Origin of the sequence: Rhodococcus sp. KBW08, from assembly GCF_003852455.1 — a bacterium.
GTDB classification, from domain to species: domain Bacteria; phylum Actinomycetota; class Actinomycetes; order Mycobacteriales; family Mycobacteriaceae; genus Rhodococcus_F; species Rhodococcus_F baikonurensis.
The window spans coordinates 21,604-46,769 of sequence record NZ_QAJJ01000013.1 but is presented as its reverse complement, the minus strand read 5'-3'; the positions used below and the strand labels follow the sequence as shown (position 1 = coordinate 46,769).

General features: G+C 57.6%; 22 protein-coding genes and 6 pseudogenes. 21 read left to right on the top strand and 7 right to left on the bottom strand.

Annotated features, from left to right (window positions below):
• Window positions 1-2 precede the first annotated feature (2 nt).
• Window positions 3-233, top strand: coding sequence for a hypothetical protein (locus DBV08_RS17915; protein ID WP_124568302.1), 231 nt, complete (start codon window positions 3-5; stop codon window positions 231-233).
• Between the two features lie 8 nt (window positions 234-241).
• On the top strand, window positions 242-625 hold the full coding sequence (locus tag DBV08_RS17910; RefSeq protein ID WP_124568301.1) for a hypothetical protein: 384 nt from the start codon (window positions 242-244) through the stop codon (window positions 623-625).
• A gap of 605 nt (window positions 626-1,230) precedes the next feature.
• Here DBV08_RS17910 and DBV08_RS17905 read toward each other — a convergent pair.
• Together DBV08_RS17905 and DBV08_RS17900 are read right to left on the bottom strand one after the other, a co-directional pair.
• Window positions 1,231-1,689, bottom strand: a complete 459-nt coding sequence (locus DBV08_RS17905) for a MaoC family dehydratase (RefSeq protein WP_124568300.1) — start codon at window positions 1,687-1,689, stop codon at window positions 1,231-1,233.
• 1,037 nt (window positions 1,690-2,726) lie between these two features.
• Window positions 2,727-3,434 carry a helix-turn-helix domain-containing protein gene (locus tag DBV08_RS17900; RefSeq protein ID WP_260395629.1) on the bottom strand — a complete coding sequence of 236 codons (708 nt, stop codon included), beginning with the start codon at window positions 3,432-3,434 and terminating at the stop codon, window positions 2,727-2,729.
• A gap of 187 nt (window positions 3,435-3,621) precedes the next feature.
• Here DBV08_RS17900 and DBV08_RS17895 point away from each other — a divergent pair, with 187 nt between their 5' ends.
• From DBV08_RS17895 to DBV08_RS17870, 7 genes and pseudogenes are all read left to right on the top strand, one after another.
• Window positions 3,622-4,845 carry a CaiB/BaiF CoA-transferase family protein gene (locus tag DBV08_RS17895; protein WP_124568299.1) on the top strand — a complete coding sequence of 408 codons (1,224 nt, stop codon included), beginning with the start codon at window positions 3,622-3,624 and terminating at the stop codon, window positions 4,843-4,845.
• A gap of 154 nt (window positions 4,846-4,999) precedes the next feature.
• Window positions 5,000-5,761, top strand: coding sequence for an enoyl-CoA hydratase/isomerase family protein (locus DBV08_RS17890; RefSeq protein WP_185564690.1), 762 nt, complete (start codon window positions 5,000-5,002; stop codon window positions 5,759-5,761).
• A 152-nt stretch (window positions 5,762-5,913) separates the two neighbouring features.
• Window positions 5,914-6,018, top strand: a pseudogene (locus DBV08_RS17885) (3-oxoacyl-ACP reductase); the annotation flags it as partial.
• A 180-nt stretch (window positions 6,019-6,198) separates the two neighbouring features.
• Window positions 6,199-7,569, top strand: coding sequence for an MFS transporter (locus DBV08_RS17880; protein ID WP_221621607.1), 1,371 nt, complete (start codon window positions 6,199-6,201; stop codon window positions 7,567-7,569).
• A 49-nt stretch (window positions 7,570-7,618) separates the two neighbouring features.
• A pseudogene (locus DBV08_RS32905) lies at window positions 7,619-8,047 on the top strand (alcohol dehydrogenase catalytic domain-containing protein); the annotation flags it as partial.
• Between the two features lie 75 nt (window positions 8,048-8,122).
• Entirely contained in the window at window positions 8,123-8,710 is a 588-nt protein-coding gene (locus tag DBV08_RS32900) for a zinc-binding dehydrogenase (RefSeq protein ID WP_260395638.1), read from the top strand.
• 27 nt (window positions 8,711-8,737) lie between these two features.
• Window positions 8,738-10,210, top strand: a complete 1,473-nt coding sequence (locus DBV08_RS17870) for an aldehyde dehydrogenase (RefSeq protein WP_124568295.1) — start codon at window positions 8,738-8,740, stop codon at window positions 10,208-10,210.
• Window positions 10,211-10,909: 699 nt separating this feature from the next.
• On the opposite strand, the pseudogene DBV08_RS17865 reads toward DBV08_RS17870, so the two are convergent.
• Together DBV08_RS17865 and DBV08_RS33295 are read right to left on the bottom strand one after the other, a co-directional pair.
• Window positions 10,910-11,408: pseudogene (locus tag DBV08_RS17865) on the bottom strand (transposase).
• Window positions 11,409-11,741: 333 nt separating this feature from the next.
• Window positions 11,742-12,296, bottom strand: coding sequence for a PadR family transcriptional regulator (locus tag DBV08_RS33295; protein ID WP_124568353.1), 555 nt, complete (start codon window positions 12,294-12,296; stop codon window positions 11,742-11,744).
• A 56-nt stretch (window positions 12,297-12,352) separates the two neighbouring features.
• Between DBV08_RS33295 and DBV08_RS17855 the strand changes: the two genes are divergently transcribed.
• The 5 genes and pseudogenes from DBV08_RS17855 to DBV08_RS33280 all read left to right on the top strand — a co-directional run bounded on the left by DBV08_RS17855 (window position 12,353) and on the right by DBV08_RS33280 (window position 15,806).
• Window positions 12,353-13,999: an AMP-binding protein gene (locus DBV08_RS17855; protein ID WP_124568294.1), complete on the top strand. Its 1,647-nt coding sequence runs from the start codon at window positions 12,353-12,355 to the stop codon at window positions 13,997-13,999.
• Between the two features lie 53 nt (window positions 14,000-14,052).
• Window positions 14,053-14,307, top strand: a pseudogene (locus DBV08_RS33290) (acyl-CoA dehydrogenase family protein); the annotation flags it as partial.
• Window positions 14,277-14,423, top strand: a complete 147-nt coding sequence (locus DBV08_RS33285; protein WP_397487564.1) for a hypothetical protein — start codon at window positions 14,277-14,279, stop codon at window positions 14,421-14,423. The pseudogene DBV08_RS33290 and the gene DBV08_RS33285, both read left to right, overlap by 31 nt.
• Entirely contained in the window at window positions 14,420-15,253 is an 834-nt protein-coding gene (locus tag DBV08_RS17845; RefSeq protein ID WP_260395628.1) for a TIGR03084 family metal-binding protein, read from the top strand. The genes DBV08_RS33285 and DBV08_RS17845 overlap by 4 nt, the downstream gene beginning before the upstream one ends.
• 262 nt (window positions 15,254-15,515) lie before the next feature.
• Complete coding sequence (locus DBV08_RS33280) at window positions 15,516-15,806, top strand: enoyl-CoA hydratase-related protein (RefSeq protein ID WP_124568293.1); 291 nt, start codon at window positions 15,516-15,518, stop codon at window positions 15,804-15,806.
• On the opposite strand, the gene DBV08_RS32895 is transcribed toward DBV08_RS33280, so the two are convergent.
• A complete protein-coding gene (locus DBV08_RS32895; RefSeq protein ID WP_260395627.1) occupies window positions 15,766-16,371 on the bottom strand; it encodes an Lrp/AsnC family transcriptional regulator in 606 nt (201 codons plus the stop codon). The genes DBV08_RS33280 and DBV08_RS32895 overlap by 41 nt on opposite strands.
• Window positions 16,372-16,779, bottom strand: a pseudogene (locus DBV08_RS33275) (Lrp/AsnC family transcriptional regulator); the annotation flags it as partial. It abuts the gene before it with no gap.
• A gap of 219 nt (window positions 16,780-16,998) precedes the next feature.
• On the opposite strand from DBV08_RS33275, the gene DBV08_RS17830 reads away from it, so the two are divergent.
• From DBV08_RS17830 to DBV08_RS17805, 7 genes and pseudogenes are all read left to right on the top strand, one after another.
• Entirely contained in the window at window positions 16,999-17,919 is a 921-nt protein-coding gene (locus tag DBV08_RS17830) for a polysaccharide deacetylase (RefSeq protein WP_124568291.1), read from the top strand.
• Window positions 17,916-19,241, top strand: a complete 1,326-nt coding sequence (locus DBV08_RS17825) for an MFS transporter (RefSeq protein ID WP_124568290.1) — start codon at window positions 17,916-17,918, stop codon at window positions 19,239-19,241. The genes DBV08_RS17830 and DBV08_RS17825 overlap by 4 nt, the downstream gene beginning before the upstream one ends.
• Window positions 19,241-20,041 (top strand): SDR family NAD(P)-dependent oxidoreductase, encoded by an 801-nt coding sequence (locus tag DBV08_RS17820; protein WP_124568289.1) that lies wholly within the window; start codon window positions 19,241-19,243, stop codon window positions 20,039-20,041. The genes DBV08_RS17825 and DBV08_RS17820 overlap by 1 nt, the downstream gene beginning before the upstream one ends.
• Window positions 20,038-21,060: a ketopantoate reductase family protein gene (locus DBV08_RS32605; RefSeq protein WP_221621605.1), complete on the top strand. Its 1,023-nt coding sequence runs from the start codon at window positions 20,038-20,040 to the stop codon at window positions 21,058-21,060. Before DBV08_RS17820 ends, DBV08_RS32605 begins: the two co-directional genes overlap by 4 nt.
• A 110-nt stretch (window positions 21,061-21,170) precedes the next feature.
• A complete protein-coding gene (locus tag DBV08_RS32600) occupies window positions 21,171-22,238 on the top strand; it encodes a M20 family metallopeptidase (protein WP_221621604.1) in 1,068 nt (355 codons plus the stop codon).
• 222 nt (window positions 22,239-22,460) lie between these two features.
• Window positions 22,461-23,522: pseudogene (locus tag DBV08_RS17810) on the top strand (AMP-binding protein); the annotation flags it as partial.
• Between the two features lie 62 nt (window positions 23,523-23,584).
• Window positions 23,585-24,361, top strand: a complete 777-nt coding sequence (locus DBV08_RS17805; protein ID WP_124568287.1) for an enoyl-CoA hydratase/isomerase family protein — start codon at window positions 23,585-23,587, stop codon at window positions 24,359-24,361.
• 293 nt (window positions 24,362-24,654) lie between these two features.
• Here the strand turns inward: DBV08_RS17805 and DBV08_RS17800 are convergent, their stop codons facing one another.
• Window positions 24,655-25,113: a MaoC family dehydratase gene (locus DBV08_RS17800; RefSeq protein ID WP_397487560.1), complete on the bottom strand. Its 459-nt coding sequence runs from the start codon at window positions 25,111-25,113 to the stop codon at window positions 24,655-24,657.
• Window positions 25,114-25,166 lie beyond the last annotated feature (53 nt).

The window sequence follows — 25,166 nt, the reverse complement described above, 5'->3', positions numbered from 1 at the left end:
GCATGATGGCTGCTGCCGGTGCCGGCGGAATCGCTGCGCTACCGTGGATCGCACTGATCCCGCCGCCGTTCCAGGAAGTGGTTTTGGCCAATGTCGTGAACATCTCGGCGTGGGCGATCTCGGCACAGGCAACGGGCAAGTGCTTGGCGCTCAAGTTCGGCGCAACCGGTACATGGTGGCCGCCTGCGATTGGTGTGAACGGCGAGCATCACACCGGATCTGACTGCTACTGAGAGGTGTCATGAAGTTCAATCTCGTGGTGGCCGTGGTTCTTTCGATTGCCTGCGTGGTGATCGTCGGTCAACACACCACAGCCCTGTTGGGTGAGTTCAGTTGGCGGTTGATGCTGTTGGTTCTGTGTCTGATCGCTGCAGTGGCGATCTTGGGGTGGAGAATTCGGGTCCGTCACCAGGAACCAGCAGTGTTCGTCGCCGTCACGTACCTGTCGTTAGGGGCTGTGGTCGCAGTGGCGGAAGCTGCTAGTGGGGATTACACCAGGGCGATCATCATTGCAGTGACTGCGCCGATCATTCCCGGATTCGTCGTCGGTGATCCTCGTACTCGCCGATGGGTCAATCGGATCGCGGGATACTCATCTGACTCACCGAAGATCGGTCATGAGTGAGAACACAGTCTCACCCTGAGATTGAAAAGATTATGGCTCGTTCCGGTTTCGACCGGAACGAGCCATAGTTGGCTCGGGCCCTACCCCATCTGAACCGCTGACTGACCGACCAGCGTCTGAGGTTGACCGCCGGCCAAACCATCACCGTCCGCACCTCTCACAGTGGTTGCTGGGCCACACCGCGGTGGCCGGGGCCCGTTTGGGGGTGTGGTTGGTGGGATGGGTACGAGGTCGTGGAGTCCGGGGAGGCTGTAGGCGGTCGGTCGAGGTGGGTGCGCTAGGCACGGCCTCGGCAGACCCTTGCCAGATATCCATCCTATCGACGGCGAACTCGATCCGCCCCGCGGCACGACTAGGAATGCTGACCGCACCAGCAAACTCGACCAGATCGAAATTTTGGCGTGTGCTCGCCAGCGAGAAGGACCCGAACTCTCGGTACTTCGCCGGGAACCGGCGGCAAGATCGCGCACAAACGACCGGGCCGAAACGATGCCCACGCACGCCGAACGCCATTGGTTCGAAAACATCTCGAATAGATCTCACTCATCCTCGAAGAAGCGCTCACGAATTAAGACAATCGGTCCGGACGATATACCGAGAATTCATCAGAACACGATTCGAGAGACCGTCTCAGCCACCAGTACTGGTTTTTCAACGCCTTCGACTTCAAGTTGTTGGGCTATGACTACCTGAAGCCCACCGTCACGAACTTCGCTGATCGAGATGAAGGAAGAACGCAATCTAACTCTCGCGCCGACTGGCAACGGGTTGACGTATCGAACCTTGTTAGAACCGTAATTCACAACATGTTTCGCGCCGTCGATGGTAAAGATCTCCGCAGCCAATGCAGGCAAGAGGGATAAGCTCAGATAACCGTGAGCGATTGGCCCTCCGAATGGACTTTCACGCCTTGCACGATTGATGTCCGTGTGTATCCACTGATGGTCGCCGGTTGCCTCAGCAAAGAGGTCAACCATGTTTTGCGTAATGAGCTTCCAATCGCTTACCCCCAATTCCTTGCTGCCCGCGGCGCGTAGTTCTTCAACCGAGGTAAATATCCGCATGCTCCTTGAACTCCTTGCCTGTAATGTCAACTTGAGTACTCCATGTACCGGTACGCTTCTGAGCCAACGAAGTCGATCGCCACACCTATGAAGTCGATAAACGAGTTCCACACCGCTGTATCGCCATGAACTGCCAACTCAGTGCGCGAAGAACGACCGATCGAGCCCGGACCTGCAATTTAGGTCAAATCTACTGCTAATTTTTTCATTCTACTGCAGCGTGTCGAATTTGATACGCCTCCCGGACTCGCGCTTTCGTGTTCAATTCGTCGCACCCGGAGTCGGTAGAAGTAAGGGCGAGACGTAAACTACGATGACCGTTTTCATCGACCGGATTATCATATCTTCGGCTGTAGTGTCTTCTTTTCAAACATTACTTTCGATCGACAGCGCGCGTACCGCAATCCGGAGAAGGTTGTCCACAACAAAAAAGAGCTGTTCTGATGACCACTACTTGCGAAACTTTACCTTATCCCTACGGACCATCCGCCGACCAGTTCCCAGGGCGGACACCGCTTGACTGTAGGTTACACGTCGCAGTTGCCGGAGAGCGCGTCGGAGATGACTCGAATTCATATCAGCGACCCACCGTCGGACCTCCTCGCCGATGACGCGACGGTATACCGCCGATCAGAATCTTCACGTCAGAACCTTCGCGCCTCACAGGGCCGCATTATCCATTGGCAGTTGAACCCCGTTCGGCAGGGAAGTGAAGATGGCACTGTTCCATACCAGCGACTAACTCGACCTAATCTGAGGCTTGTGACCAAATAGCCGATGGAGTACGAGTTCTCACTTCGGAAGCCCCGCCCCGTGATAGTGAGATCGTCGGCCTGAACAGATGGCGACTACATCAGCCAAGGGACCGCTCCAGCTCGATCTTCAGACTAGACAGCGACAGCACGCATTGTTTCAGAACAGTGGTTTGGCCGAACAACAGTGCCGACGTTGTTCCGTCAACGAAGTTGCAACTGCGTTACTCAGTTCTGCCAGTGAACAATGCACGAAGATCGTTTACTGGCGCGAAAAGCAAATCATCAAAACCGACGCACCTCTGAAGCCCATTTCTGGCCATGTACACGGAGTGTCCGCACTAGGTCCTCCCGCCGCTGCGCGATCGCGGAGGGAGTGGCAATCACTCCTACTGCAGCAACTACACGGTCGCCTTCGCGCACGGCGATGGCAATACCTTCGCCGGCGTCTGACACACCCGGAGCCACACATAGACCAGTTCGCTGAATCTCCGGAAGCGCGACAAGGAAGCGATCGGCAAGCACTCGCTCTGCATCACAGAGACTCGCAAGATACGACCAAAGATCCCGACGATCCATGCCAGCAAGTAACACCCATCCTGCCGAAGTTCGGATCAGCGATCTACGGACATAGTTTTCTGCCAGATACGCGTAGCGAGGATCAGATGAGGCGTAGTCGACGTAGAAACCGGAATGCCCCACAGCGATTGCGAGGACGCTCGTGAGTCCCGTTGCGTCACGCAAGTCAACCAGATCGGCTGAGCTAACCGAACTTACCTGCTCTCGTCCGGCAATTCGGTTGAGCAAGTATGTTGCCGCGCCCAGCGTGTAGCGCTTTCCGGCCGCCTCATCGAGGTAGCCAGCCGAAACCAGCCCGCTCACCAAACCTTGGATCGAACTCACCGGAGCATCGATCGATCGGGCGATATCAGAAAGCGTCTGACCTTTGGGCGACCGGGCAGCGAGCTCAAGTATAGAAGCGATTCGATCCACCGTTCGGTGTCGCGGACGAGCTGGCTCGCCCCCAGCCCCAATTTGACTCATGCGGTCTGTCCTAGGTAGCACATCGATCAATCCTAGTCTTACGTATATCGGTAACGACTTCCCTGTTTGCGTAACTCACGCTACGGTGGGCTCCACATGCTCGTGCCCCAGGTCACAGATATTCGAGGGAGTGGTTATGAACACCGGAGACAGCGCACTGAAGGGCCTACGTGTAATCGACTTGACGACGGTGATTATGGGTCCGTTCGCTACCGCAACACTCGCCGACCTCGGCGCGGACGTCGTCAAAGTCGAAAGCCTCGAAGGTGACATGAGTCGGCGGATGGGCAAAGGGCGCCATGAGGGCATGAGCGCCCTTGCCATGAACCTCCACCGCAACAAACGCAGTATCGCAGTCGATCTGGCCTCACAACACGGCCGCAGGATTCTAGACGAACTGGTACGCACAGCAGACGTACTCGTCACCAACTTACGCCCACGTTCAAGAACGAAACTCGGCATCTCGTACGAACGCCTCTCGGCCATCAACCCCAAACTGATCCTGTGCACAGCACAGGCGTACGGATCGCTTACGGACAAGCGCGATTACCCTGCCTACGACGACATCGTCCAAGCCGCCTCCGGATCCGCCAAGATTGAAGAGCTTGTCGACGGCACACCCCGATACTCTCCACACGTGATCGCCGACAAGGTTGTCGGCCTGTACATTTGCGTAGCTGTCACAGCCGCGATCATCGAAAAGCACGCGACGGGCCGCGGCCAAGAAGTCGATGTTCCCATGATCGATTCGATGATCGGCTTCAACCTCGTCGAACACTTCGGCGGGCGCACTTTCGACCCCCCCATTGGCGAATTCGGTTGGTCGAGAGTTCTTACCCCAGAACGGGTTCCACACCGTACGGCGGATGGATGGATTTGCATCATGCCCTATTCCGCCAAGAACTGGGATGACTTCTTCGCGCTGGCCGAACGTCCGGACCTCACTGGTGATCCGCGCTTTGCGTCGATCAGTGACCGCCATCGTTCGATGGGAGACCTGATGACCGTAATTCGCGACGCGGCACCTCGGCATACCACCGGCGAATGGCTCGAACTGTGCAGCGCGCGCAACATCCCTGCCGCCGATCTGTTCGATCTCACCGATGCCCCGGCAGATGATTACGTGGTCGGGCAAGGACTCGTCACACGTCGAGAACATCCCACGGAGGGTGTGTACAACTCAACCCGCACTCCGATCCGAATGAGCCGCACCCCCGTGCAGTTCGTTCGCCACGCTCCGGATCTCGGAGAGCATACGGTTGAGATTCTCGAAGAAGTCGGCTACTCCCGTACCGCGATTAGGGAACTCAGCGACTCAGGTGCCATCGGAATTTCAGAGATGGCGGACGTCACGTCGTAACCGTCCGCGAGAGCCAGAAGTACCACGTCGCGACTCAGTCTCTCGCGGTACCAAACTGGGGCGCATCTCCCCGAGCAGATCGTCCGCAACGATCCGTTGATCGACTGAAAATCACCCAAATATTATCCACATCACCGATGTATCAGGAGTAGAAGTGGGATTACCTAAGGTAGCAGACAAAGAAGGAATCCGATGGATCACGTTCAATCGGCCAGAGATTCGCAACGCCCTCACTGTCGAAGATCTTCGCTTAGTGCAGGAGTCCGTCTCTGAGAGCAACAAGGACATCCGAGCGATAGTGATAACCGGCACTGGAGACCTCGCTTTTACGGCCGGCATGCATATTGAGACCTTTTCTGGAATCACCGTCGATCAAGCGCGTGAAAGAATCACGGCCATCCGTGACTGCGTCGGTGCCGTCCGGCTTTGTCCCAAGCCGACGATTGCCGCGGTCAACGGCGTCTGCATCGGAGCTGGATTTGAAATGGCTCTCGCATGCGATATCCGAATTGCGCACCCTTCAGTACGATTCGGCCTACCCGAGGTGAAGCTTGGGATACCCTCCGTGGTTGATGCGTCCCTCCTGCAACATCATGTCGGACTATCCAAAGCCAAAGAAATCATCCTCACTGGAGACCTGTTCGGAATCGACGATTGCACGACATCACCACTATTCAACAAAATCGTGGCGCCCGAAGCTGTCATTGCAGAGGCTCATCGCACAGCTGGGAAATTGTCTGAGCACACCGCCGAAGTCATCGCGGCACAAAAAATCTTGTTCGAAACATGGCTCAACACAAGCTTGCAAGAAGGAATCGATATTAGTGTCGATATTTTTGCGGAACTGTTTTCCAACCAAACGACCCACGACGCAATCGCACGATATGCGCCAAGCGCGGCGAATCGGAAGAACTGAAACTCTTTATCTGCTATTCGCAACGCAACCGGGTGCAGACGACAATATCGTTTCCGAAGACGAGGTAACACCATGCTCAATGGTCGGACAGCGGTAATCACCGGCGGTGCCCGAGGTCTCGGTCTGGAAATCGCCCGAACCTACGCTGAACAGGCGAACCGTCGGAGGTTGCATCAGTCGCCCTTTTCTATGCATCGGACTTATCGTCCTACATGACTGGCACTGTCGCCGAAGTTGCCGCGCGACGACATATTTAGATCTACTCTTAACACCCGTCGCCGAGTATGAATTCGCCTCCCGGATGGACGCGACGCCCCCTCCACTCCGAACTGTTACCAATATCTTAAATAGGAAATTTAAGGCCACGAACACATAATGCTATATAGATCATTAGCAATAAAATACGCTACAATTCACAACCACCGAAAGGCTCAAAGGTGACTGAGCACGCAGCCCCCTCATCAAAGTCCCGGCGAACTGCACTACTCGCTTCTGGCGCAGGAACCATCATCGAATGGTACGACTACGTCGTATACGGTTTCGTGGCAGTCACAATGGCCACTCTGTTCTTCGATACTGAGGATCCGGGAAGCGCTGTGCTGTATTCACTGGCAGTGTTCGGCGTATCATTTCTCTGCCGACCGCTGGGAGGAGTGATCTTCGGACATATCGCTGATCGATACGGACGCCGACCAGCCCTAACCATATCGGTGATCGGAATAGCGGTATTCAGCGCCCTTATGGGCTTCCTTCCGGTATATGGGCATGTCGGCATTCTCGCTCCCATTCTGCTGGTCATATTGCGCGCAATTCAGGGTGTCGCAGCAGGCGGTGAGCTCGCGAGCGCTGCCGTATACGCCTCAGAAGCCTCCGACGTGAAGCGGCGCGGTTTCGATGTTAGCGTCGTCCTCCTGTGCGTTGTCATCGGAACCACCATCGCTGCAACCGTTTCAGGAATTCTCTACGGACTTCTCTCAGAAGAACAGATGCTTTCCTGGGGTTGGCGGGTGCCATTCTGGTTGTCTATACCGATGGGCTTGGCCGCTTGGATGTTCCGCAGGAAGATGGAAGAGTCTGTCGAGTTTGTGAAGGCTCAGGAAGCAGAGGAAACCACACGCTCTCCAATTCTCAAGGCTTTTTCTGCGCAGCCTCGTAGCGTCATATTGGTGACGGTAATGAGCGTTGGATCATTGGCCGCATACTACATCACTTTCACTTATCTGATCACATACTTCCGGACGCAGGGACTGATGACTGCGACTCAGGCTTCATGGTCAACCGTGATCGCTCTGGTCATCTCTGGGACATCAATTCCATTCTGGGGGAAAATCTCAGACAGAATTGGACGGAAACCAATTTTCGTAGGCTCTACGCTAGGACTCACACTACTCGCCTACCCCATGTTTGTCCTGATGAATCAAGGTTTTGCGTTCGCTCTATTCGCTCAGATCACTCTCGGATTATTTGAAGCAGCGTACCTAAGTGTCCTCCTCACCGCTCCGACCGAGATATTTCGGCCCGCAGTGCGCGTTAGCGGCCTGGCCCTTGCTTACAATCTCGCCGCTGTCGCAAGTGGCGGAATTGCACCATACGTCTCACAGTGGCTTATCAAAATCACCAAGATCGTTGAAGCTCCAGCTTTTTTCCTGACCACGGCGGCTTTGCTTTCCCTCATTGCTGCGACTTTCTTCTACGAAGAAACTGGCGGAAAACCTCTACCGGGGCAAAATGAAGAAGATCGAAAAAATACAAATATTCAAGTAAATCTCAATGAGGCAAGGGTGAATCTGCCTAAATCACACGCATAGCTTGCACACATATCGTTAGAATGGCAACATAACTTCCGAAGGGAACAGAATGAAAGCGTATGCATTAAAATCGCCCGGCAATCGGAAACTTGAGCAGATCCAAATAGGCGACGTCACTCCAACATCTGACCAGGTACTCGTCGATATTACTCACTCGGGCGTGTGTCACTCGGATGTTCATCTGCGTGAGGGCGGCTACGATATGGGCTCGAAAGGAGTCCTGAGCGTCGAAGACCGAGGAGTCCCTTTCCCTCTGATATTGGGGCACGAAATCGCTGGCACAGTTGCCAAGGTCGGTCCCGATGTCACTACTTTGGAGGTTGGGGACAGGGTCGTAGTCTACCCGTGGCTTGGGTGCGGTCAATGCAAGCTATGTACTGCCGGTGACGAAAATCAGTGTCGAGTGATGAGTCAGCCACTCGGCATTGCACAACCCGGAGGGTATGCGGAACAGGTCTTGGTTTCAGCGTCCAAATACTGCATCCCTCTTGGGACACTCGATAGCGCATGGGGTGCCACGTTGTCGTGCTCGGGGCTTACCGCGTATGCCGCAGTGAGGAAAGTACTGCCTCTCGACGCTGAAGAGCACGTCACGATCATCGGGGCTGGTGGTGTCGGGCTTACCGCGGTCGCAGTCTTGACGGCGTTAGGGCACGAGAACATCACCGTGCTCGACAGGACCGCAGCAAATTTTGAGGCGGCCATTGAACTCGGCGCCCGCAGTACATTCCTCACAAACGACACCTCGACTCCGCAGGAAGTCCTGGCGCGGACAGGTGGTCCATCGGCGGCAGTCTTGGACTTCGTGAACTCGGGTGTTACTGCTGCACTTGCATTTACACTATTGGACAAGGCTGGAACCATGGTTCAAGTGGGACTCTTCGGTGGCGAGTTCCTGGTGAGCACGGCGACGTTGATATTCCAGCAAAAACAAATCATAGGGAGCTATACAGGTGGCCTGTCCGACCTGGAGGCCTGTGTGGAGATGGCCAGACATGGGGAATTGCCCCGCCCCCCAATCAGCGTTAGGCCTATGTCTCTGCGGAATCTTGAATCTGCACTTGACGCTCTGAGTCAAGGCCGCTCACACGGCAGAATGGTCTTGGAACAACCAACAGGTAGAAGACATCAAGATCGCTAGCACGCAAAATTGGAACGGAGACTTCGAATGAATGTATATAACCACTATATCGGTGCGGAATCGATTCAGCCGGCAACAGGCGAGTATCTCGATTCTCAGAATCCCTACACAGGTGAGGTCTGGGCACAGATCCCGAGAGGAAACGCCGATGATGCTAATCGGGCAGTTGCCACCGCCAAGACGGCCTTCGCCAGTTGGAAGAGGACCAAGCCTGATGCTAGGGGAAAGCTTCTCCTCCGACTTGCTGACCTGATTGAGGAAAACTCGGAACGACTCGCTGAGATCGAAGTCCGCGACAACGGCAGGGTATATGCCGAAGTTTCTGGGCAGATGAAGTACATCGCCGAATGGTACCGCTACTACGGAGGACTTGCAGACAAGGTCGAAGGATCTGTCATTCCAACCGACAAGTCGAACAGTTTCAATTTCACACGCCACGAGCCTCTTGGTGTCGTCACTATGATCACACCGTGGAACTCCCCTCTGTTACTTTTAGGGTGGAAACTGCCGACGGCACTCGCCGCTGGCAACACAGTGGTCATCAAACCTTCCGAATTCACTTCCGCTTCTACATTGGAGTTCGTCAGACTGTTCGAAGAAGCTGGATTTCCACCGGGCGTGGTCAATGTGGTGACAGGTTTGGGAACTGAAATCGGAACCGTTTTGGTTTCACACCCCGACGTCGCCAAAATCGCGTTCACGGGCTCCGACACAGCGGGAAAACAAATCTACAAATCGGCGGCCGAAGACTTCAAACATGTCTCACTCGAGCTCGGAGGCAAATCACCAAACATAGTTTTCGAGGATGCGGACCTAGAAGCGGCCGTGATGGGCGTGATCTCCGGGATATTCGCAGCAGCAGGGCAACTTTGCATCGCTGGATCCCGCCTGCTGGTACAGTCTTCGATCCACGATCTCGTCGTGGAACGTTTGGTGGAGGTTGCTAGGCACACACAGCTCGGCGACCCGATGAACCCTGAAACTCAGGTGGGCCCAGTGACGACCCCACTCCAATTTAAGAAGGTTCTGGACTACATCGATATCGCCGCCAAGGAGGGTGCCCGCTGTGTGCTCGGCGGTGAGGCCCACATCGACGCCGACGGAATATCGCGCCAGATTATCCAACCGACAATTTTCGTAGACGTCGATAATTCGATGCGCATCGCTCAAGAAGAAGTATTCGGGCCGGTGCTCTCGGTGATTCGATTCGACGATGAAGAAGATGCAATTGTCAAGGCTAACGACACTATCTACGGATTGGCGGCCGGAGTGTGGACCAGCGATATTGGGCGCGCAATCCGCATGTCGGAGGAACTTGAGGCGGGGACAGTTTGGATCAACACCTATCGAGACGTTAGCTTCACTTCACCTTTTGGCGGGTACAAACACAGCGGCCTTGGCAGAGAGAGTGGCGTAGAGGCGATCAAGGAGTACCTGCAGACCAAATCAGTCTGGATCTCTACCGACCCGAGTACCGAAAATCCGTTCGTGATGCGCTGAGCGCCACATTGGTACCCCATAGACCTACCCTCAAGGAACTAAAGGATCCCGTTTGGAATAGATTTCTCTTACCCCCATGCCGCCACAAGCTCACAAATGGGCAATCACATCTGATGACTGAGCGACAACGCGAAATCTTCGCCATTTCCGATTTGGTTCCGACGCAACATCAACTGATGTCCATCGTTCCGCCAACGATTGGGACAGGGATTTGGTCACACCCACGTTTCCGGGGCTGTAAGGCTTCCTGGCTTCCGCCGGATCCTCATCAGCAACTTTTCAGGTTGCAGGTCGATATTTACAATTTCAAGTTTCCAGACTCAATCAGGATGAGCTTTCGAGAGCATTGAATCGTCGCGACCGATAGTGAAGATCTGAAGATACACGAAAGTGCGGATTGCCCTCCTCAGACGGACGAAATTCAACCTTATCTGTCCAATCGGAGACACCGCGAATCATCTGCAACGTACGTAGACATCTCTTCCACGGTTCCCTCCGTGGCGCACGCTGCGTCCATGTATCGAAAGTTTTCTCATCAACAATGGATCGCCAATATATGATAACCCCCGCTGAGGGGGCGCCATTCGACCCAGTAACCACCACTGGTATGGCACTGTCACGTTGGTCGAAAAGCGTAGCAGCGAAGTTTGTTTGGGGCAGTCTGTTTCGGGACGCCTTCGGGCAGTTCACTTTTCACTTTCAGGCGGTGGCGTCGATCACGGTCACCTCCTGCCAGACCACGAAACGGTCGGCCATCTCGATACGTCATCTGAGTGCCGTGAGATGGTGATGGGTGGGTCGGAAATGCGGTGAGATGCCCGAAGACAGGAATCGTTGCGCGTGTGCGGCCGATTCGAGGCGTTTCGTCGGGACTGGACCAGCACGTCGACTACGTTGCCATCCTGGTCGACCACGCGACACAGATTGTGTTGGGTGCCGTTGACGCGGATGAAGACTTCGTCGAGGTGCCATGTGTCAGCGGGCAGTGCCCGGCGGCGGCGCAGCTGGTTTGCGTATGCCTGCCCGCCTTGGCGCACCACCGGCGGATCGTCTCGTAGCTGACCACGACACCACCTTCGAACATTCAATTCCTCGATCTCGCGGAAGCTGAGCGGGTACCGCAATACAGCCACCCGCAGTAGTTGATGATCTCGACCGGGTAACGGTGACCTTTGTACGACGGTATCAAACTGGTCATTCCACATCCTCCCAGTTTGCCGCGTTCAACAACGAGACAGTGCCACCGCGACGGGCGCCACAACGACCTGGGGATTCGCAGCCGCGCGTGCTGCGTTTCCTTCGCTGATGCGATCGAGCCAATTACCCAGTTCCGAGGCTGGCCGGGTGTTAAGCGCGGTTAACAACCCAATCAACCTACCTAGCCTGGCGATATCACCAGTTCCGGCCCGGATGAGATGAACGGTGGTGGACCCACGACCGGCAGCGTGAGGAGGCCGGCGAGGGCTGGGGCAATGCCATTGAATCTCCTTGCTTGAGCGATAATCTCGATTTGCCTGAGGTCAGCTGGACCTCATACCGGTGGATTCTTTTCGATCTCTTCCCAGAACTCACGCATGGTTGCGGTCAAGCGCAATCCGAGTTCAAGGGGAACAAGTCGCCGTTCCGGTATCGCGCGCGGCGCGTTGTGTTCGCGAATCTGTTCGTACACGGCAACTCGCTCATCGCAGAGCTGGATCTGGTCGTGCGCCAGATTCCTCAGGTCGTCGGTGCTCATGAGTTCCCCGAAGAACAACTGCAGCACAGCCATATCGCGCACTTCGAATATCTCGCCGGGTGGGACCGTGAGCCAGCTCGCGAGCGCTTCTCTCCCACTGCCAGAAAGCCGGTAGGTCTTTCTGCGCCGACCACTCTCCTCATCATCGAGATCAACAAACCCGAGGCCGTGCAGCCGAGCCGGCTCGGCATAGAACTGTGTGTGCGGAAATGGCCAGAAGAACGCGACCGAGCGCCCGGCTGCGCGTTTGAGCTCATACGGAGTGGAGGGTCCCCGCAAACTGAGCAACCCCAGGACTAAATACGAGGTAGGACTCAGACGTGGACGCGGCGACCCTGCTGGAGCATTCATCGCAATCCTTCCCGCTTCATTGCCGATAGTGCCAAACAAATGGTACAAAACATACTATGGCGATCCGAGATGCGACAACGAGTGCCAACGCGACCTTGACCACAGCGCATTGGCCACCCACCCCGTCCGATCACAATGTCGAGCTCACCGTGGGAGACGCGCTACGCGCCGCCGCACAACGCTGGCCACAACGCGTGGCGCTGGTCGACGGAGTCAAGGATCCTGATGCGCGGCGTCAGTGGACCTACACCGAGTTGCTCGAGAGCTCCGAAGACTGGGCGCGAGCCCTGCTCGAGGAGTTCGAACCCGGCGATCGCGTGGCGGTGTGGGCATCGAACAGTGCCGAATGGAGCCGCTTCCAATTCGCGGCGGCACTCGCCGGCCTAACCTTGGTGACAGTCAACCCTGCATACCGGGAGAACGAGCTCGAGTTCGTGCTTCGCCAGTCCCGGGCACAGGGCATCCTGGTACAGCGCGAGGTGCGTGGCCGCAATCTTCTCGACGTGGTCAACAACATCGCTGATCGACTTCCCGAACTACGGTGGATTACCACGGTCGATCAGTGGGTCACATTGGCCGACGACCACGCCGCCGCAGTCCCGGGCGGCCTGCCGAAGGTCCTCCCCTCGGACGCTGTCCAAATCCAGTACACATCCGGTACAACCGGTTTCCCCAAGGGCGCACACCTCGCACACCAGGGCATGACACTCAACGCCCTGCTGTACGCGGAAGCGAACGGCGTGACCGAACATGATATCTGGATAAACCCCCTTCCACTGTTTCACACTGCAGGATGCGGACTGGCGACCCTAGGAATCCTGCAGACTGGCGGGTGTCACATCCTGCCCGGGGTCTTCGAGACCGCCCTCATATTCGAATTGATCGACACCTACAAGGCCACCGTCACTCTCGGCGTGCCGACCATGTTCATCCGCATGCTCGAAGATCTACCCGCCGGATCCGAGGTCCTCGATTCACTGCGCATAGTCACCACCGGAGGTGCTCCGGTGCCCGTTGCCCTCGTCGAGCGACTCGAATGCGAACTAGGAGTTTCCGTCACGATCGGTTTCGGTCAGACCGAGTCCTCGCCCTACATCACCCACACTCGCCCCGGACAAGACCTCCCCAACTGGCGAGAGACCGTCGGTCGTCCGCTGCCGCTGGTCGAGGTCAAGATCGCCCGCGCCGACGGATCGGTCGCCTCCACCGAGGAAATCGGCCAGATCTGCACGCGCGGTATCTGCGTCATGAAGGGGTACTTCGAAAACCCTGAGGCCACCTCCGACACCATCGATGCCGAAGGTTGGCTGCACACCGGAGATCTCGGGTCCATGGACGAGCACGGCTACATCCGAGTCCAGGGCAGATTTAAAGACCTGATCATTCGCGGCGGCGAAAACATCTATCCACGTGAGATTGAGGCTGCTGTCTCCGAGCATCCCGCCGTGGTCGACGTTGCCGTCGTCGGACTCCCGGACCCCGAATGGGGCGAAATCGTCGGCGCATTCGTCCAGACCTCGACCCCAGTGACCGACGAAGATCTGCACGAGTTCTTGCGCGGCAAGATAGCGAGTTACAAGACCCCCACCGTGTGGCGGTTCGTCGCCGAGTTCCCGCAGACCGCGTCGGGCAAAATCCAGAAGTTCGTTCTCCGCGATCAATTCCAAGCCGCCGAAACATCCCCTGACACCGAGGGTCTGTAGAAACACGGCGTGCGCTCTACACTGACGACCACGAGAACTACGGACACACTGCGATCAGCTCGGCACGCGTGATTCTCGACGCGACAGTCGAGCACTGCAAGCAACGCTCGGCATTCGGGCGACAGATCGCCGACTTCCAGAACACCCGATTCGAACTCGCGACCATGGCAACCGAACTCGATATCGCCGAAACGTACGTCGATGCCTCTGTCCCTGCGCACAACGAGGGCGAGCTCAATGCTATTGATACTGCCAAGGCAAATGGTGGATCACCGAGTTGGAGAAGCGAGTCGTCGACTGCTGTCTGCAACTCCACGGCGGCTACGGCTTCATGCGCAAATGCCCCGAGCACAGGCGTTCACCGACGCGTATTCATACCATCTATGGCGGACAACAGAAATCTGAAAGAATCGATCAGCCGTGACCTCACCCGATAGCAAGCAGGCGCGAATCCTGGACGGATTGCTGCTGGACTATGCAGCAGAGGGAGATGCGCTGCGCGTCGCCGTCGCTGGTCTGGATGCCGCGGCATGGCAAACGCCCACGCCGGCCCAGGGCTGGGATGTCGCAGCCCAGCTCGCTCACCTCGCGTGGACCGACGAAGCATCTCAGATGGCGGTGAGGGCGACACACGGCGACTCTTCCGACTGGAACCGTCTCTTTCAGCGGGCAACCGCCGACTCACAGAATCTCGTGAACGAGGCGGCACACGAAGGCGCCACGGCAAGTCAGTCAGAACTGTTGCGACGCTGGGATCGGTCACGTTCGGCGTTGTCTGTCGCGTTGCGGTCGGTCGATGGCCCAATCCCCTGGTTCGGGCCTCCGATGTCGGCGGCATCGATGGCAACCGCCAGATACATGGAAACCTGGGCCCACGGACTCGACGTCTACCAGACTCTCGGAATTGACCCACCTCTCACCGACCGCATCCGACACGTCTGCCACCTGGGCGTTCGTACCCGGGATTTCGCGTACACCACGCATGGCCTCCGCACCCCCGATGAGGACTTTCGCATCCAATTGAGTCTGCCCAGTGGAGCCCTGGCAACGTGGGGACCGGACAACGCAGCGCAAAGTATCACCGGTAGCGCATATGACTTCGCTCGCCTGGTCACCCGGCGGATCCACCGCGCAGACACCGATCTCCTCGCCGTCGGCCGCCAGGCCGAGTTCTGGCTGACCATCGCGCAAGCCTTCGCGGGACCGCCGGGTACAGGACGAGAGCAGGCCGATTCGGAACCGAGCAACACATGAACCCATCCGGGGCAGGGGCTACTCGACGCTCGAGGATCGGACTCTTTGCGTTGTCATCAACCGACCGCACCGGATGAATGCACTGACGACCGCGACGCTGCAGCAGGTCACCGCAATCCTCCACACGCATACACGGGCGCCACGGGTCGAGTGGTGGTGAATCGAAGGAACTGGCGCCGCATTCTGCACCCGAGCAGAGCTCACAGGGGCATAGACGGAAGACCTTGCCGCAGCCGCACTGATCGACGCCGCGACTACCCTGATGCGCACCATTGTCGACTATCCAGTCCCGGTGTTCGCCGCAGTACACGGCCCGACAGCCGGACTCGGGGTACCGCTGGCTCTGGCATCCGGCCTGGTCCTTGCCGCCGAGTCCGGCTACTTCCTGCTCGCGTTCACTAAAGCCGGATTGATGCCCGATGGCGGTGCCACTTTTGTCGGGGTGTGTTTATCGAGCGGTGATTCAGTGGCACTGCAGGCCCCGACCGAATGCTGGACTATCATTCGCCAGGTCAGCGCCTCAGGATTCCGTCTATCTGTTCGCCGATCTTGAATCCGTCTCGTTCGCGCCAGTAGCGCCGGAGGATCTTCTGACTTACACAAATGTTCATCGTGTGCACGCCACGAAGAGCGCCGATGTCATCGGTGATGAAGTCCGATAGTTCCGCTTCGTTGCGAAATACGCCGCCGCTGATCACCGATGCAGTGCCGGCGACCATCGACACCATTCTCGACGACTGATGTGCGGCGAGATCCGCCAGAACCGATGGAATCGAACCGGCGTCTACCTGCAAAGCAATCATCACGTTGAGGCCGAAACCGAGCGCAGCGGGCTCTACTTCGACTCGCGGGGCGACGGCCTCGGACTGCAGCAATGTTTGAACAGTTCGGTACGCGGTGGAGGGACTGACTGAGAATCGGCGCGCCAGGTCGGTCGAAGAGACACGAACGTCGTTCGCCAGTTGCTCGAGGACCTGCCATTCGAGTTCTGAAAGCTGATCAGGGCTCGTGAACGGCTGCCGGACAACAGGTTCGGTGTGCGATTCCAGCGCCACAACCTGATCCCCGGTCAACCGATTGAGCCGCCACGACTGCCCCACCTTGGCGGTTTTGAGCACCAAATGTGTTTGTATCGAGGCGATTCCAGAAATCGATGGGATCGACGACATGACCAGAGTGCTGACATCCGATCCGCGAAGCGGATAAAGATGTGCACATATGTCGACACTGCCGGTCGTGACCATGATGAACTGCACTTCCCGAAATCGCCTCAGCTCCTCGACAACAGCGGCGGTATGCCCGGGGTGACATTTGATCCACAGTTCACTCGGCGGGCCGCTCGTAATCAGCGGCCACGCAATTCGCCCGATCAGACGCACAATGTTGGCGTCAAGCAACTTCTGAAGCTGTCGAGCGGTAGTGGTTCTCGGCATTTCTAGGATCTCAGCCAGTGCACTGGTAGGCGCCCTGGGTGCTACCTGTAGTGCCGCCACAATGTCGAGTTGGGCGTCGTTCAGGGCTGCCATCTGCTGACCCCCTCTAGGTAGGGCTAGATCGGTAGCGTCCATGTACGAACTTTACCGAACGCACGCTTGGTTAAAATGACCACCGCTGGCATACAGAGCGGCAAAAATGACCATTCAGTGCCACTCTTGCGCATGACTTGAACACCATGCATCATAAAGAGACGAAAGTTACATGTCTCGTTCGCCGTGACCTCATCAACAACAAGGAAGTGTCCAGCGTTGACGAATCTAGAACCCATCGACTGGCCCGAGGCGGTCTGGCGATTACATGTCGAAAAGGTCAGAGCCGGCAAGCCGCTCCTGAGCCGGACGGTAACGGACAGGTGGCCCGGCAGCACTCGGTGCGCTGTCCTACTCTCGTTCGATTCCGATCACGAAACCCCTTATCTGAGGGACGGACTGACAAGTCCGGGGTCGATGGCGCAAGGCGAATACGGCGCACGTGTCGGGGTACCGCGAATCCTCGAGTTGCTTGAGCGCTACCGAGCCCCTTCAACATTTTTCATCCCGGCAGTCTGCGCGTTGCTGCGACCGAACGAGGTCCCGAGCTACGTCGACGCGGGCCATGAAATAGCAGTCCACGGGTGGATACACGAACGCACTACTTTGTTGAGCTACGAGCAGGAACTCGATCTCACCGGCCGCGCAATGGACGTCTTGGAGTTTCAAGCAGGCGTACGTCCGGTGGGCATCCGAACGCCTTCCTGGGATTTTTCGGAGGCCACCCTACGCGTCATACGTGAGTTGCGATTTCGTTACGACTCTTCGCTGATGGCCGACGACGAGCCGTACGAGCTTCTCGACAGCGGCATAGCGACGGGCGTGGTGGAAGTTCCTGTCGAATGGATCCGGGACGACGCAGCGTACTTTCTGATGGACCGCTACAGCGGTCTTCGTCCATACACCCCACCCCGCGACGTCGCACAAATCTGGATTGACGAATTCGATGCCGCCTATTCATCGCGCGGGGTCTTCCAATTGACGCTGCATCCCCATATCAGTGGTCACCCCTCCCGGATACGGGCACTGACCATCCTCCTAGACCACATCGCTTCCCATGAAAACGTGTGGTTCACAACGCATCGCGGGCTTGTCGACCATGTCAGCGGCGCTCTCTCGGATCGAGACTGCGAACAATGATCGAATCATCAACACGCACAGAGCATTCAAAACAATTCAACGACACCAAACTCTCCACACGCGGAAAAAAGGCCATCATCGCCGGGGCGATCGGCAATACCGTCGAATGGGTGGACTGGGCGGTATACACCACCTTCGCTGTTGTCTTCGCACCCCTCTTCTTCCCTCCAGGTGAGAAAACAGCAGCCTTACTGTTCACGCTCGCAGTCTTCGCAGTCGGATTTGTCATGCGCCCCATTGGCGCCATGGTTCTCGGCGTATACGCGGATCGCTACGGGCGGAAGAAGGGACTGGTGCTGTCGATCAGTCTGATGGCCGGCGCGTCGCTGGTGATCGGTTTGACGCCGACATACGCGCATATCGGCGTCCTTTCTCCGATCATCCTCGTCCTGGCGCGACTCGTTCAAGGATTCTCAGCGGGCGGAGAATTCGGATCCTCAGCGGCATACCTCATCGAATCGGCCGCACCCCGCCGACGCGCGTTCGCCGGTTCATGGCAGCAAGTCTCCGTGGCCACAGGAATCCTGCTTGCATCCGGAATGGGCGCGATCATCACTTCATCGCTTCCCGAAGAAGCCGTCTCTTCATGGGGATGGCGACTGGCCTTCATACTCGCTGCCACGCTTGGAGCATTCGGGTTGTGGTTGCGGTCCTCCGCGGAAGAGACCGAAACCTTCGAGAAGACGCGTGAGGCAGAGGCTGCCATGACAAAGAAGCCACGGAACGCACTCCTGAGCATGTTCGTCCAGCACCCAACCTCAACTCTGCGAGTGTTCGGCATCACCATCGCCGGAACGCTGCTGTACTACATGTGGATTTCCTACCTACCCGTATACGTCTCTGTAAATACTGACTTACCGCTCAGCCACGCGTTGACCGCAAACGTCATTGCGGTAGTCATCTTCATCGTCCTGCTCCCCTTCGCCGGTCTACTCTCCGACAAGATCGGCCGCAAACCCACCATGGCGGCTTTCGCGGGAGGCTTCGTCCTGTACGCCTGGCCAGCATTCCATTTCCTCAACGGCGGATTCTGGAACTTCGTCGTGATCGAAACAATCGGAGCAGTACTACTTCTCGGTTACTCTGCCAACTGTGCAGTAATCATGTCTGAGCAGTTCCCCGCCGCCGTGCGCGCCACAGGGATCGGCGTTCCTTACGCACTGGCTGTCGCCATCTTCGGCGGCACCGCACCGTACGTAACGACCTGGTTGAGCTCGAACAACTTGCAGCAATTCGTCTGGGTCTACTGCGCTGTAGCCGCCGCCATCGGGCTCGTCGTCTACCTCACCATGCCCGAAACCGCAGGAAAGGACCTCGACTGATGAGACACATCGTCATTACCGGCGCCGCGAGCGGCATCGGCCTCGAAACCGCACGCCGCTTCGCCGCCGATGGAGACCTCGTCACCCTTGCCGACCTCCGACACGTTGCCCTCTCCGATGCCTTGGAAACCGTTACGGCACAAGGATCATGCATTGCACGCAGCGTGACCGTCGATCTTCGAAGCGAGACCTCGTGCAATGAGCTGGTCGACAACGCGTGGGCTCACGCTCCGATCGACGTCCTGGTAAACTGCGCCGGAATCTACCCGGCCACCCCGTTTCTCGACCTCGACGGGACAACCTGGGACAACGTCCAAACTCTCAACGTCCGAGCGCCGATGCTCACCACTGTCGCTCTCGCTCGACGGGCCATCGCGGAAAAACGGACGCCATCGATTGTGAACATCTCCTCGGGTGCAGCCCTCCGAGCACGCACCGGCGCAGCTCCGTACTCCACATCCAAAGCGGCACTCGAAATGCTCACCCGGGCATCGGCACTTGAACTGGGGCCGCACGGAATACGCGTCAATGCGGTCGCCCCTGGATTCGTCACAGTCAACAGTTCGATCAACCCGGTCACCGACGAGTACGCCGACGCAGTCGGCGCTACCCCGTTGGGGCGGCGAGGCAGACCCGAAGATATCGCCGGCGCCGTCCTCTGGCTGTCAGGCAGGGACGCCCACTGGGTCACTGGCGAGGTCATACGGATCGACGGCGGCGCATCGACGGGTGCATGGCAACTCCCCCTCCATTGGACCGCAACTCCGTCGAATACCCCTACCGAGGAGCTCACGCAGTGACCGATATCGAATACACCATCGTCGGAGCCGGCGCAATCGGCGGAACACTCGCGACCTACCTGAGCGCAGCCGGCTGCTCGGTCCAACTCATCGACACGGACAGCGCACATGTCGACGCTATCCAGGCCAACGGATTGGCCTTGGAAACACCTTCCGAAACCAGACGAACTGAACTCCCCGCGTACACCCTCGAAACGGCACCACCGACTATGCGCAACGTGCTGTTGGCAGTGAAAGCTCAGGCAACTGAATCGGCAATGACGTGGATCGCACCCCGACTGCGATCCGACGGATACGTCGCGTCGATGCAGAACGGGATGAACGAAGCCATCATCGCCGCCCACATCGGCGCAGACCGAACCATCGCCGCCTTCGTAGACCTGTTCGCCGACGTGATAGAACCAGGCCTGATCAAAGATGGCGGTGCTGGGGCCATGGCCGTCGGTGACTACGCAGGCCCCGCAGACAGCGAGCGAGTGAAGAAACTAGCGCACGATCTGAGGTTGTGGGGCACCCCCACCGTCACGGACAACGTTGCTGGATACCTGTGGTCAAAACTGGGATTCGGGGCCATGCTGACCGCGACCGCCGTCGCCGACGAGGACATGAGTCTCCTGATCGACCGACATCGTTCGACAATGAACAAGCTCGGCGCCGAAATTTTCGAAGTTGCAGCATCCCAAGATGTTTCACTGGAAGGGTTCGATGCATTCGATCCCACCGCGTACCTCCGCGGCGGAGACTCGGTCACGCGGGAGGCCTCAACCGACAAACTTGTCGCATGGTTGGCAACACAGTCGAAAACCCGATCCGGGATTTGGCGCGATATCGCAGTGCGACATCGTCGCACGGAAATCGCGCCACAGTACGAACCGATTATTCAATTGGCTCAAAGCAATTCGATCGAGGTGCCCGTGCTCGAAGACCTGATCGAGACGATTCGCCGACTCGAAGACGGAGAAATCGGCATGGACGAGCGTCACCTCGACCGACTCGATGCAAAGGCGGTAGCGACATAGTGAACGATTCAACAGATCCCAGGGCATGGGCCGACGGGCATAGGACATCGATGCTCAATGACCTATGCCGGTACATCGAACACGAAACCCCCTCAGACGATCGTGAACTCTTGAATATCGGATTCAAGTGGCTGCAACAGTGGTTGGACGAACGCCTACCGCAGTGCACCGACCGGAAAATCGTGCCCGGCGCCCCCCACGGGGACACTTACGTACTGCAGTTTCCTGCTCCCGATCCCTCGACCCGTTGGATCACGACACTCTGCCACTACGACACAGTGTGGCCGAAGGGCACTCTCGCATCGTGGCCGATATCGATCACCGGTGACAAGCTCAGTGGGCCAGGAGCATTTGACATGAAAGCTGGCCTCGTCCAACTTGTGTGGGCGATCAAGGCGTGCGACGAGCTCGGGCTCCCCCGTCCGAACATCCGGCTGATCCTCAACGGCGACGAGGAAATCGGCAGCCCTTCTTCACGCCCCGTCATCGAACACGAGGTCCGCGGTAGCGAAGCGGTGTTGGTTTTCGAAGCGAGCGCCAACGGCGCGCTCAAAACCGCACGAAAAGGTGTCGGAATCTTCCGTGTCCATATTGAAGGTGTGGAAGCGCATGCCGGGCTCGATCCCACCGCAGGAATCAGCGCCGTGGATGAACTCGCCAGAGTAGTGAGGCACCTACACGAAGCAGCAGACCTCGAACGAGGCACATCGGTGAACGTCGGCATCATCCGTGGTGGAACGAGAACAAACGTCACAGCGGGAAACGCGGTCGCAGAGATCGACGTACGCATCTCGAGCCAGGACGAACAGGTCCGAATCGATCAGGTGTTTGCCAGCTTGACACCGTACAACCCCTCTGCGCGAATCACCGTCGACAGTGAGTGGAACCGTCCTGTCATGGAACGAACCTCCGCCACGGCGGATCTGTATGGCATCGCTCAAGAAGCCGCACATTCTCTCGGGAGCGAACTGACGGAGGTTTCTGCGGGAGGAGCAAGCGACGGCAATTTCGCTGCCGCTGTAGGCATTCCGGTTCTCGACGGATTAGGCGCGGTTGGCGGTGGAGCACACGCACGAGACGAATGGGTAAGCCTTGACGGAATGAGCGAAAGAACCGCGCTGACGGCCCAACTATTGACCCGCATAGCTGGGCACCCAGCCGTCACCACGCTGAAGTAGCCGTGGGGTGTTACGCCGAGCATCAGCTCCCTAAGCCCGGAGCACACAGTTACGGGTTGCCCGAGGCCCTGAGCAGCCTTCATGGCAGGGACTGGACGCTTTGCTAAGACTTCACGCATCGGGTACTCCGTTGTCGCGTCGAGCCCTACTGTGAGACAGCGACTGGGCAAATTCTACGAACGTACCGATGAGGGGCGCGTGAGTGGAGATTGACTTCAGCAGACCGGTTCACCGAAAGGCGCAACACTCACTCACCACAACATCCTCAACAACGGATTCCTCGTCACAGAGGGACAGGGCTTCACCTCCGACGAACGGTTGTGCGTGCAGGTGCCCTTCTACCACTGCTTCGGAATGGTGTTGGGAAATCTCGGTTCTTTGGTTCACGGTTCGTGTGTCGTAATCCCCTCCCCTTGGTTCGATCCCGCAGCCACCCTCGCCGCGATCCAAGCCGAGCGATGCACTGCCCTGTACGGCGTACCGACAATGTTCATCAGTCTGCTCGAGCACCCGGTCTTCACCCGCGCTGATCTGTCGAGCCTTCGCACCGGGACGATGGCCGGCGCACCGTGCCCTGTCGAGTACATGAAACGCGTTGTTGCAGAGATGAACATGGACCGAATAACCATCAGCTACGGCATGACCGAGACTTCACCCATCTCAACCCATACCCGCACAGATGCATCCCTCGAGCGGCGAACGTCCACCGTCGGCACACCGTTACCCCATGTCGAGGTGAAGATCGTAGATCCGGAGACGGGACTTACCGTTCCCCGTGGCACGACCGGAGAGCTCTGCACCCGCGGTTACCTGGTGATGCAAGGGTACTGGCGGGAACCGGAGAAGACTGCGGACGTCATCGACATTCATGGATGGATGCATAGCGGCGACCTCGCCACCATGGACAGCGAGGACTACGTCAATATCGTCGGGCGCTTGAAAGACATGGTGATCCGAGGCGGAGAGAACCTCTATCCGCGAGAGATCGAAGAGTTCCTTTACTCACACCCCGGAATTGGCGACGTTCAGATCATCGGAGTTCCCGATCCGAAGTTCGGTGAAGAGTTGTGCGCCTGGATCCGCATGCGCGAAGGCCACCCGCCGTTGAATGCGCACTCTCTGCGCGAGTTCTGCACAGGGAAACTCGCGCACTACAAGATTCCTCGCTATGTGCACATTACAAGTGAGTTTCCGATGACGCCGACTGGAAAGATCCGCAAGATTGCCATGCGCGAGCAGAGCGTACGTGATTTTCAACTCGACGATTCGGTTGCCACTGCATAAGCAAATCTAACCGGGGCTAGGTCCCGATATGAACTGCGCAGTCCCCAAACAGGAAGTCCCTCATGTCTATTGATGTCGATCGATTCGACCACATTGCCGTCATCACCATCAACCGCCCCAAGGCGCGGAACGCGCTCGATCCTGCTCACAACACGGCGCTCGGCGCCGCTGTGGCTGAGTTCGAAGCAGACCCGAATCTGTATGTCGCAGTGCTGACCGGAGCGGGGACCGTAGCGTTCTCCGCGGGAGCGGATCTCAAGACCTTGCTCCCTGAGTACCAATCGAAGGTACGTGCGGGCGAATCCCCGACATGGAATTTCGGTGGATTCACAACCATCGATCGAGCGAAACCCATCATCGCTGCCGTCAACGGCCACGCACTGGCAGGTGGCTGCGAGATGGCGCTTGCCTGCGATATCCGCCTAGCGTCGCCGAATGCGACAATCGGACTGGCGGAAACGAAGTGGGCGATCATTCCGGGTGCCGGCGGTACGGTCCGCCTACCCAGAACAGTTCCGCTCGGGCTCGCGATGGAGATGATCCTCACCGGGGATCCGATCGATGCCGCAGAGGCGCTGCGAGTCGGCCTTGTCAATCGGATCGTGCCCATCGAGAAGTTGTTGTCCGTTGCAGTCGACATGGCCCAGGTGATCGCTTCACGAGGCCCTCTTGCGGTGAAGGCTTCTCGCGCTTCGATTCTGGAATCGAAGAGTCTGCCCGAGCGCGCCGCAATGGAGAACGAATTCAACCATTTCCTCAGTGTCGTTCGCACAGACGATGCAGCGGAAGGGTTCTCGGCGTTCAGTGAGAAGAGAAATCCTCAGTACCGAGGAAAGTGACATCCGATACGAGGACGGATCACGCACCGTAGAAGCTCTAGGCACTTTCGGCTACCGCGAGGATACCAGCGACCACGCCCTCGACAGAAGTGTTGGCGGCGAACAGAACACCCACACTCACTTCGAGTTCACACCGATATGATCGTCTCGGTGTCGACGTTCCACGAGCTTCTGTCCCGTACCGAAACACCGGCAATCGTCGCGGTAATAACGGATGCTCAGCACCGTCAACTGAGGCTGGAGGCCCAGATTAAGGACTCGACACCAAGCTCGTCCTCCGGCGTTCGCGCCACTCAAAACACTGCATGAGTAATGGTCTCTGCCACCATCGCAACCTTACGCAAGTCTCCGACTTCGAGTTCGTGTCTGACGACGATATGAAGCACACCCCCGCGTTTCTCCTCGACCGCTGTGAGGGTCGAATGCAATCGCACCTGCGCACCAACAGGCACGGGAGTGATGTACCTGATCTTGTTCGATCCATAGTTCAACAAGAAGCGGGCACCACTTACGACGAATATCTGTGCGGCCAAGGCAGGAACCAGCGAAAGGCTGAGATACCCGTGAGCAATCGTTGCGCCGAATGGGCTCTCTCTGTTCGCGCGATCGACGTCCACGTGAATCCATTGATGGTCTCCTGTCGCCTTGGCAAACTGATCTACCATCTCTTGACTTACGGACACCCACTCGCTGGTTCCCAGCTCGTCACCGTTCGCACACCATAAATCCGCCGCCGAATTGAACCTTCGCACCAAGTTGCTTCCTGATAGTCGTCGGACATCGAACTCCTCTACACACGAACTGG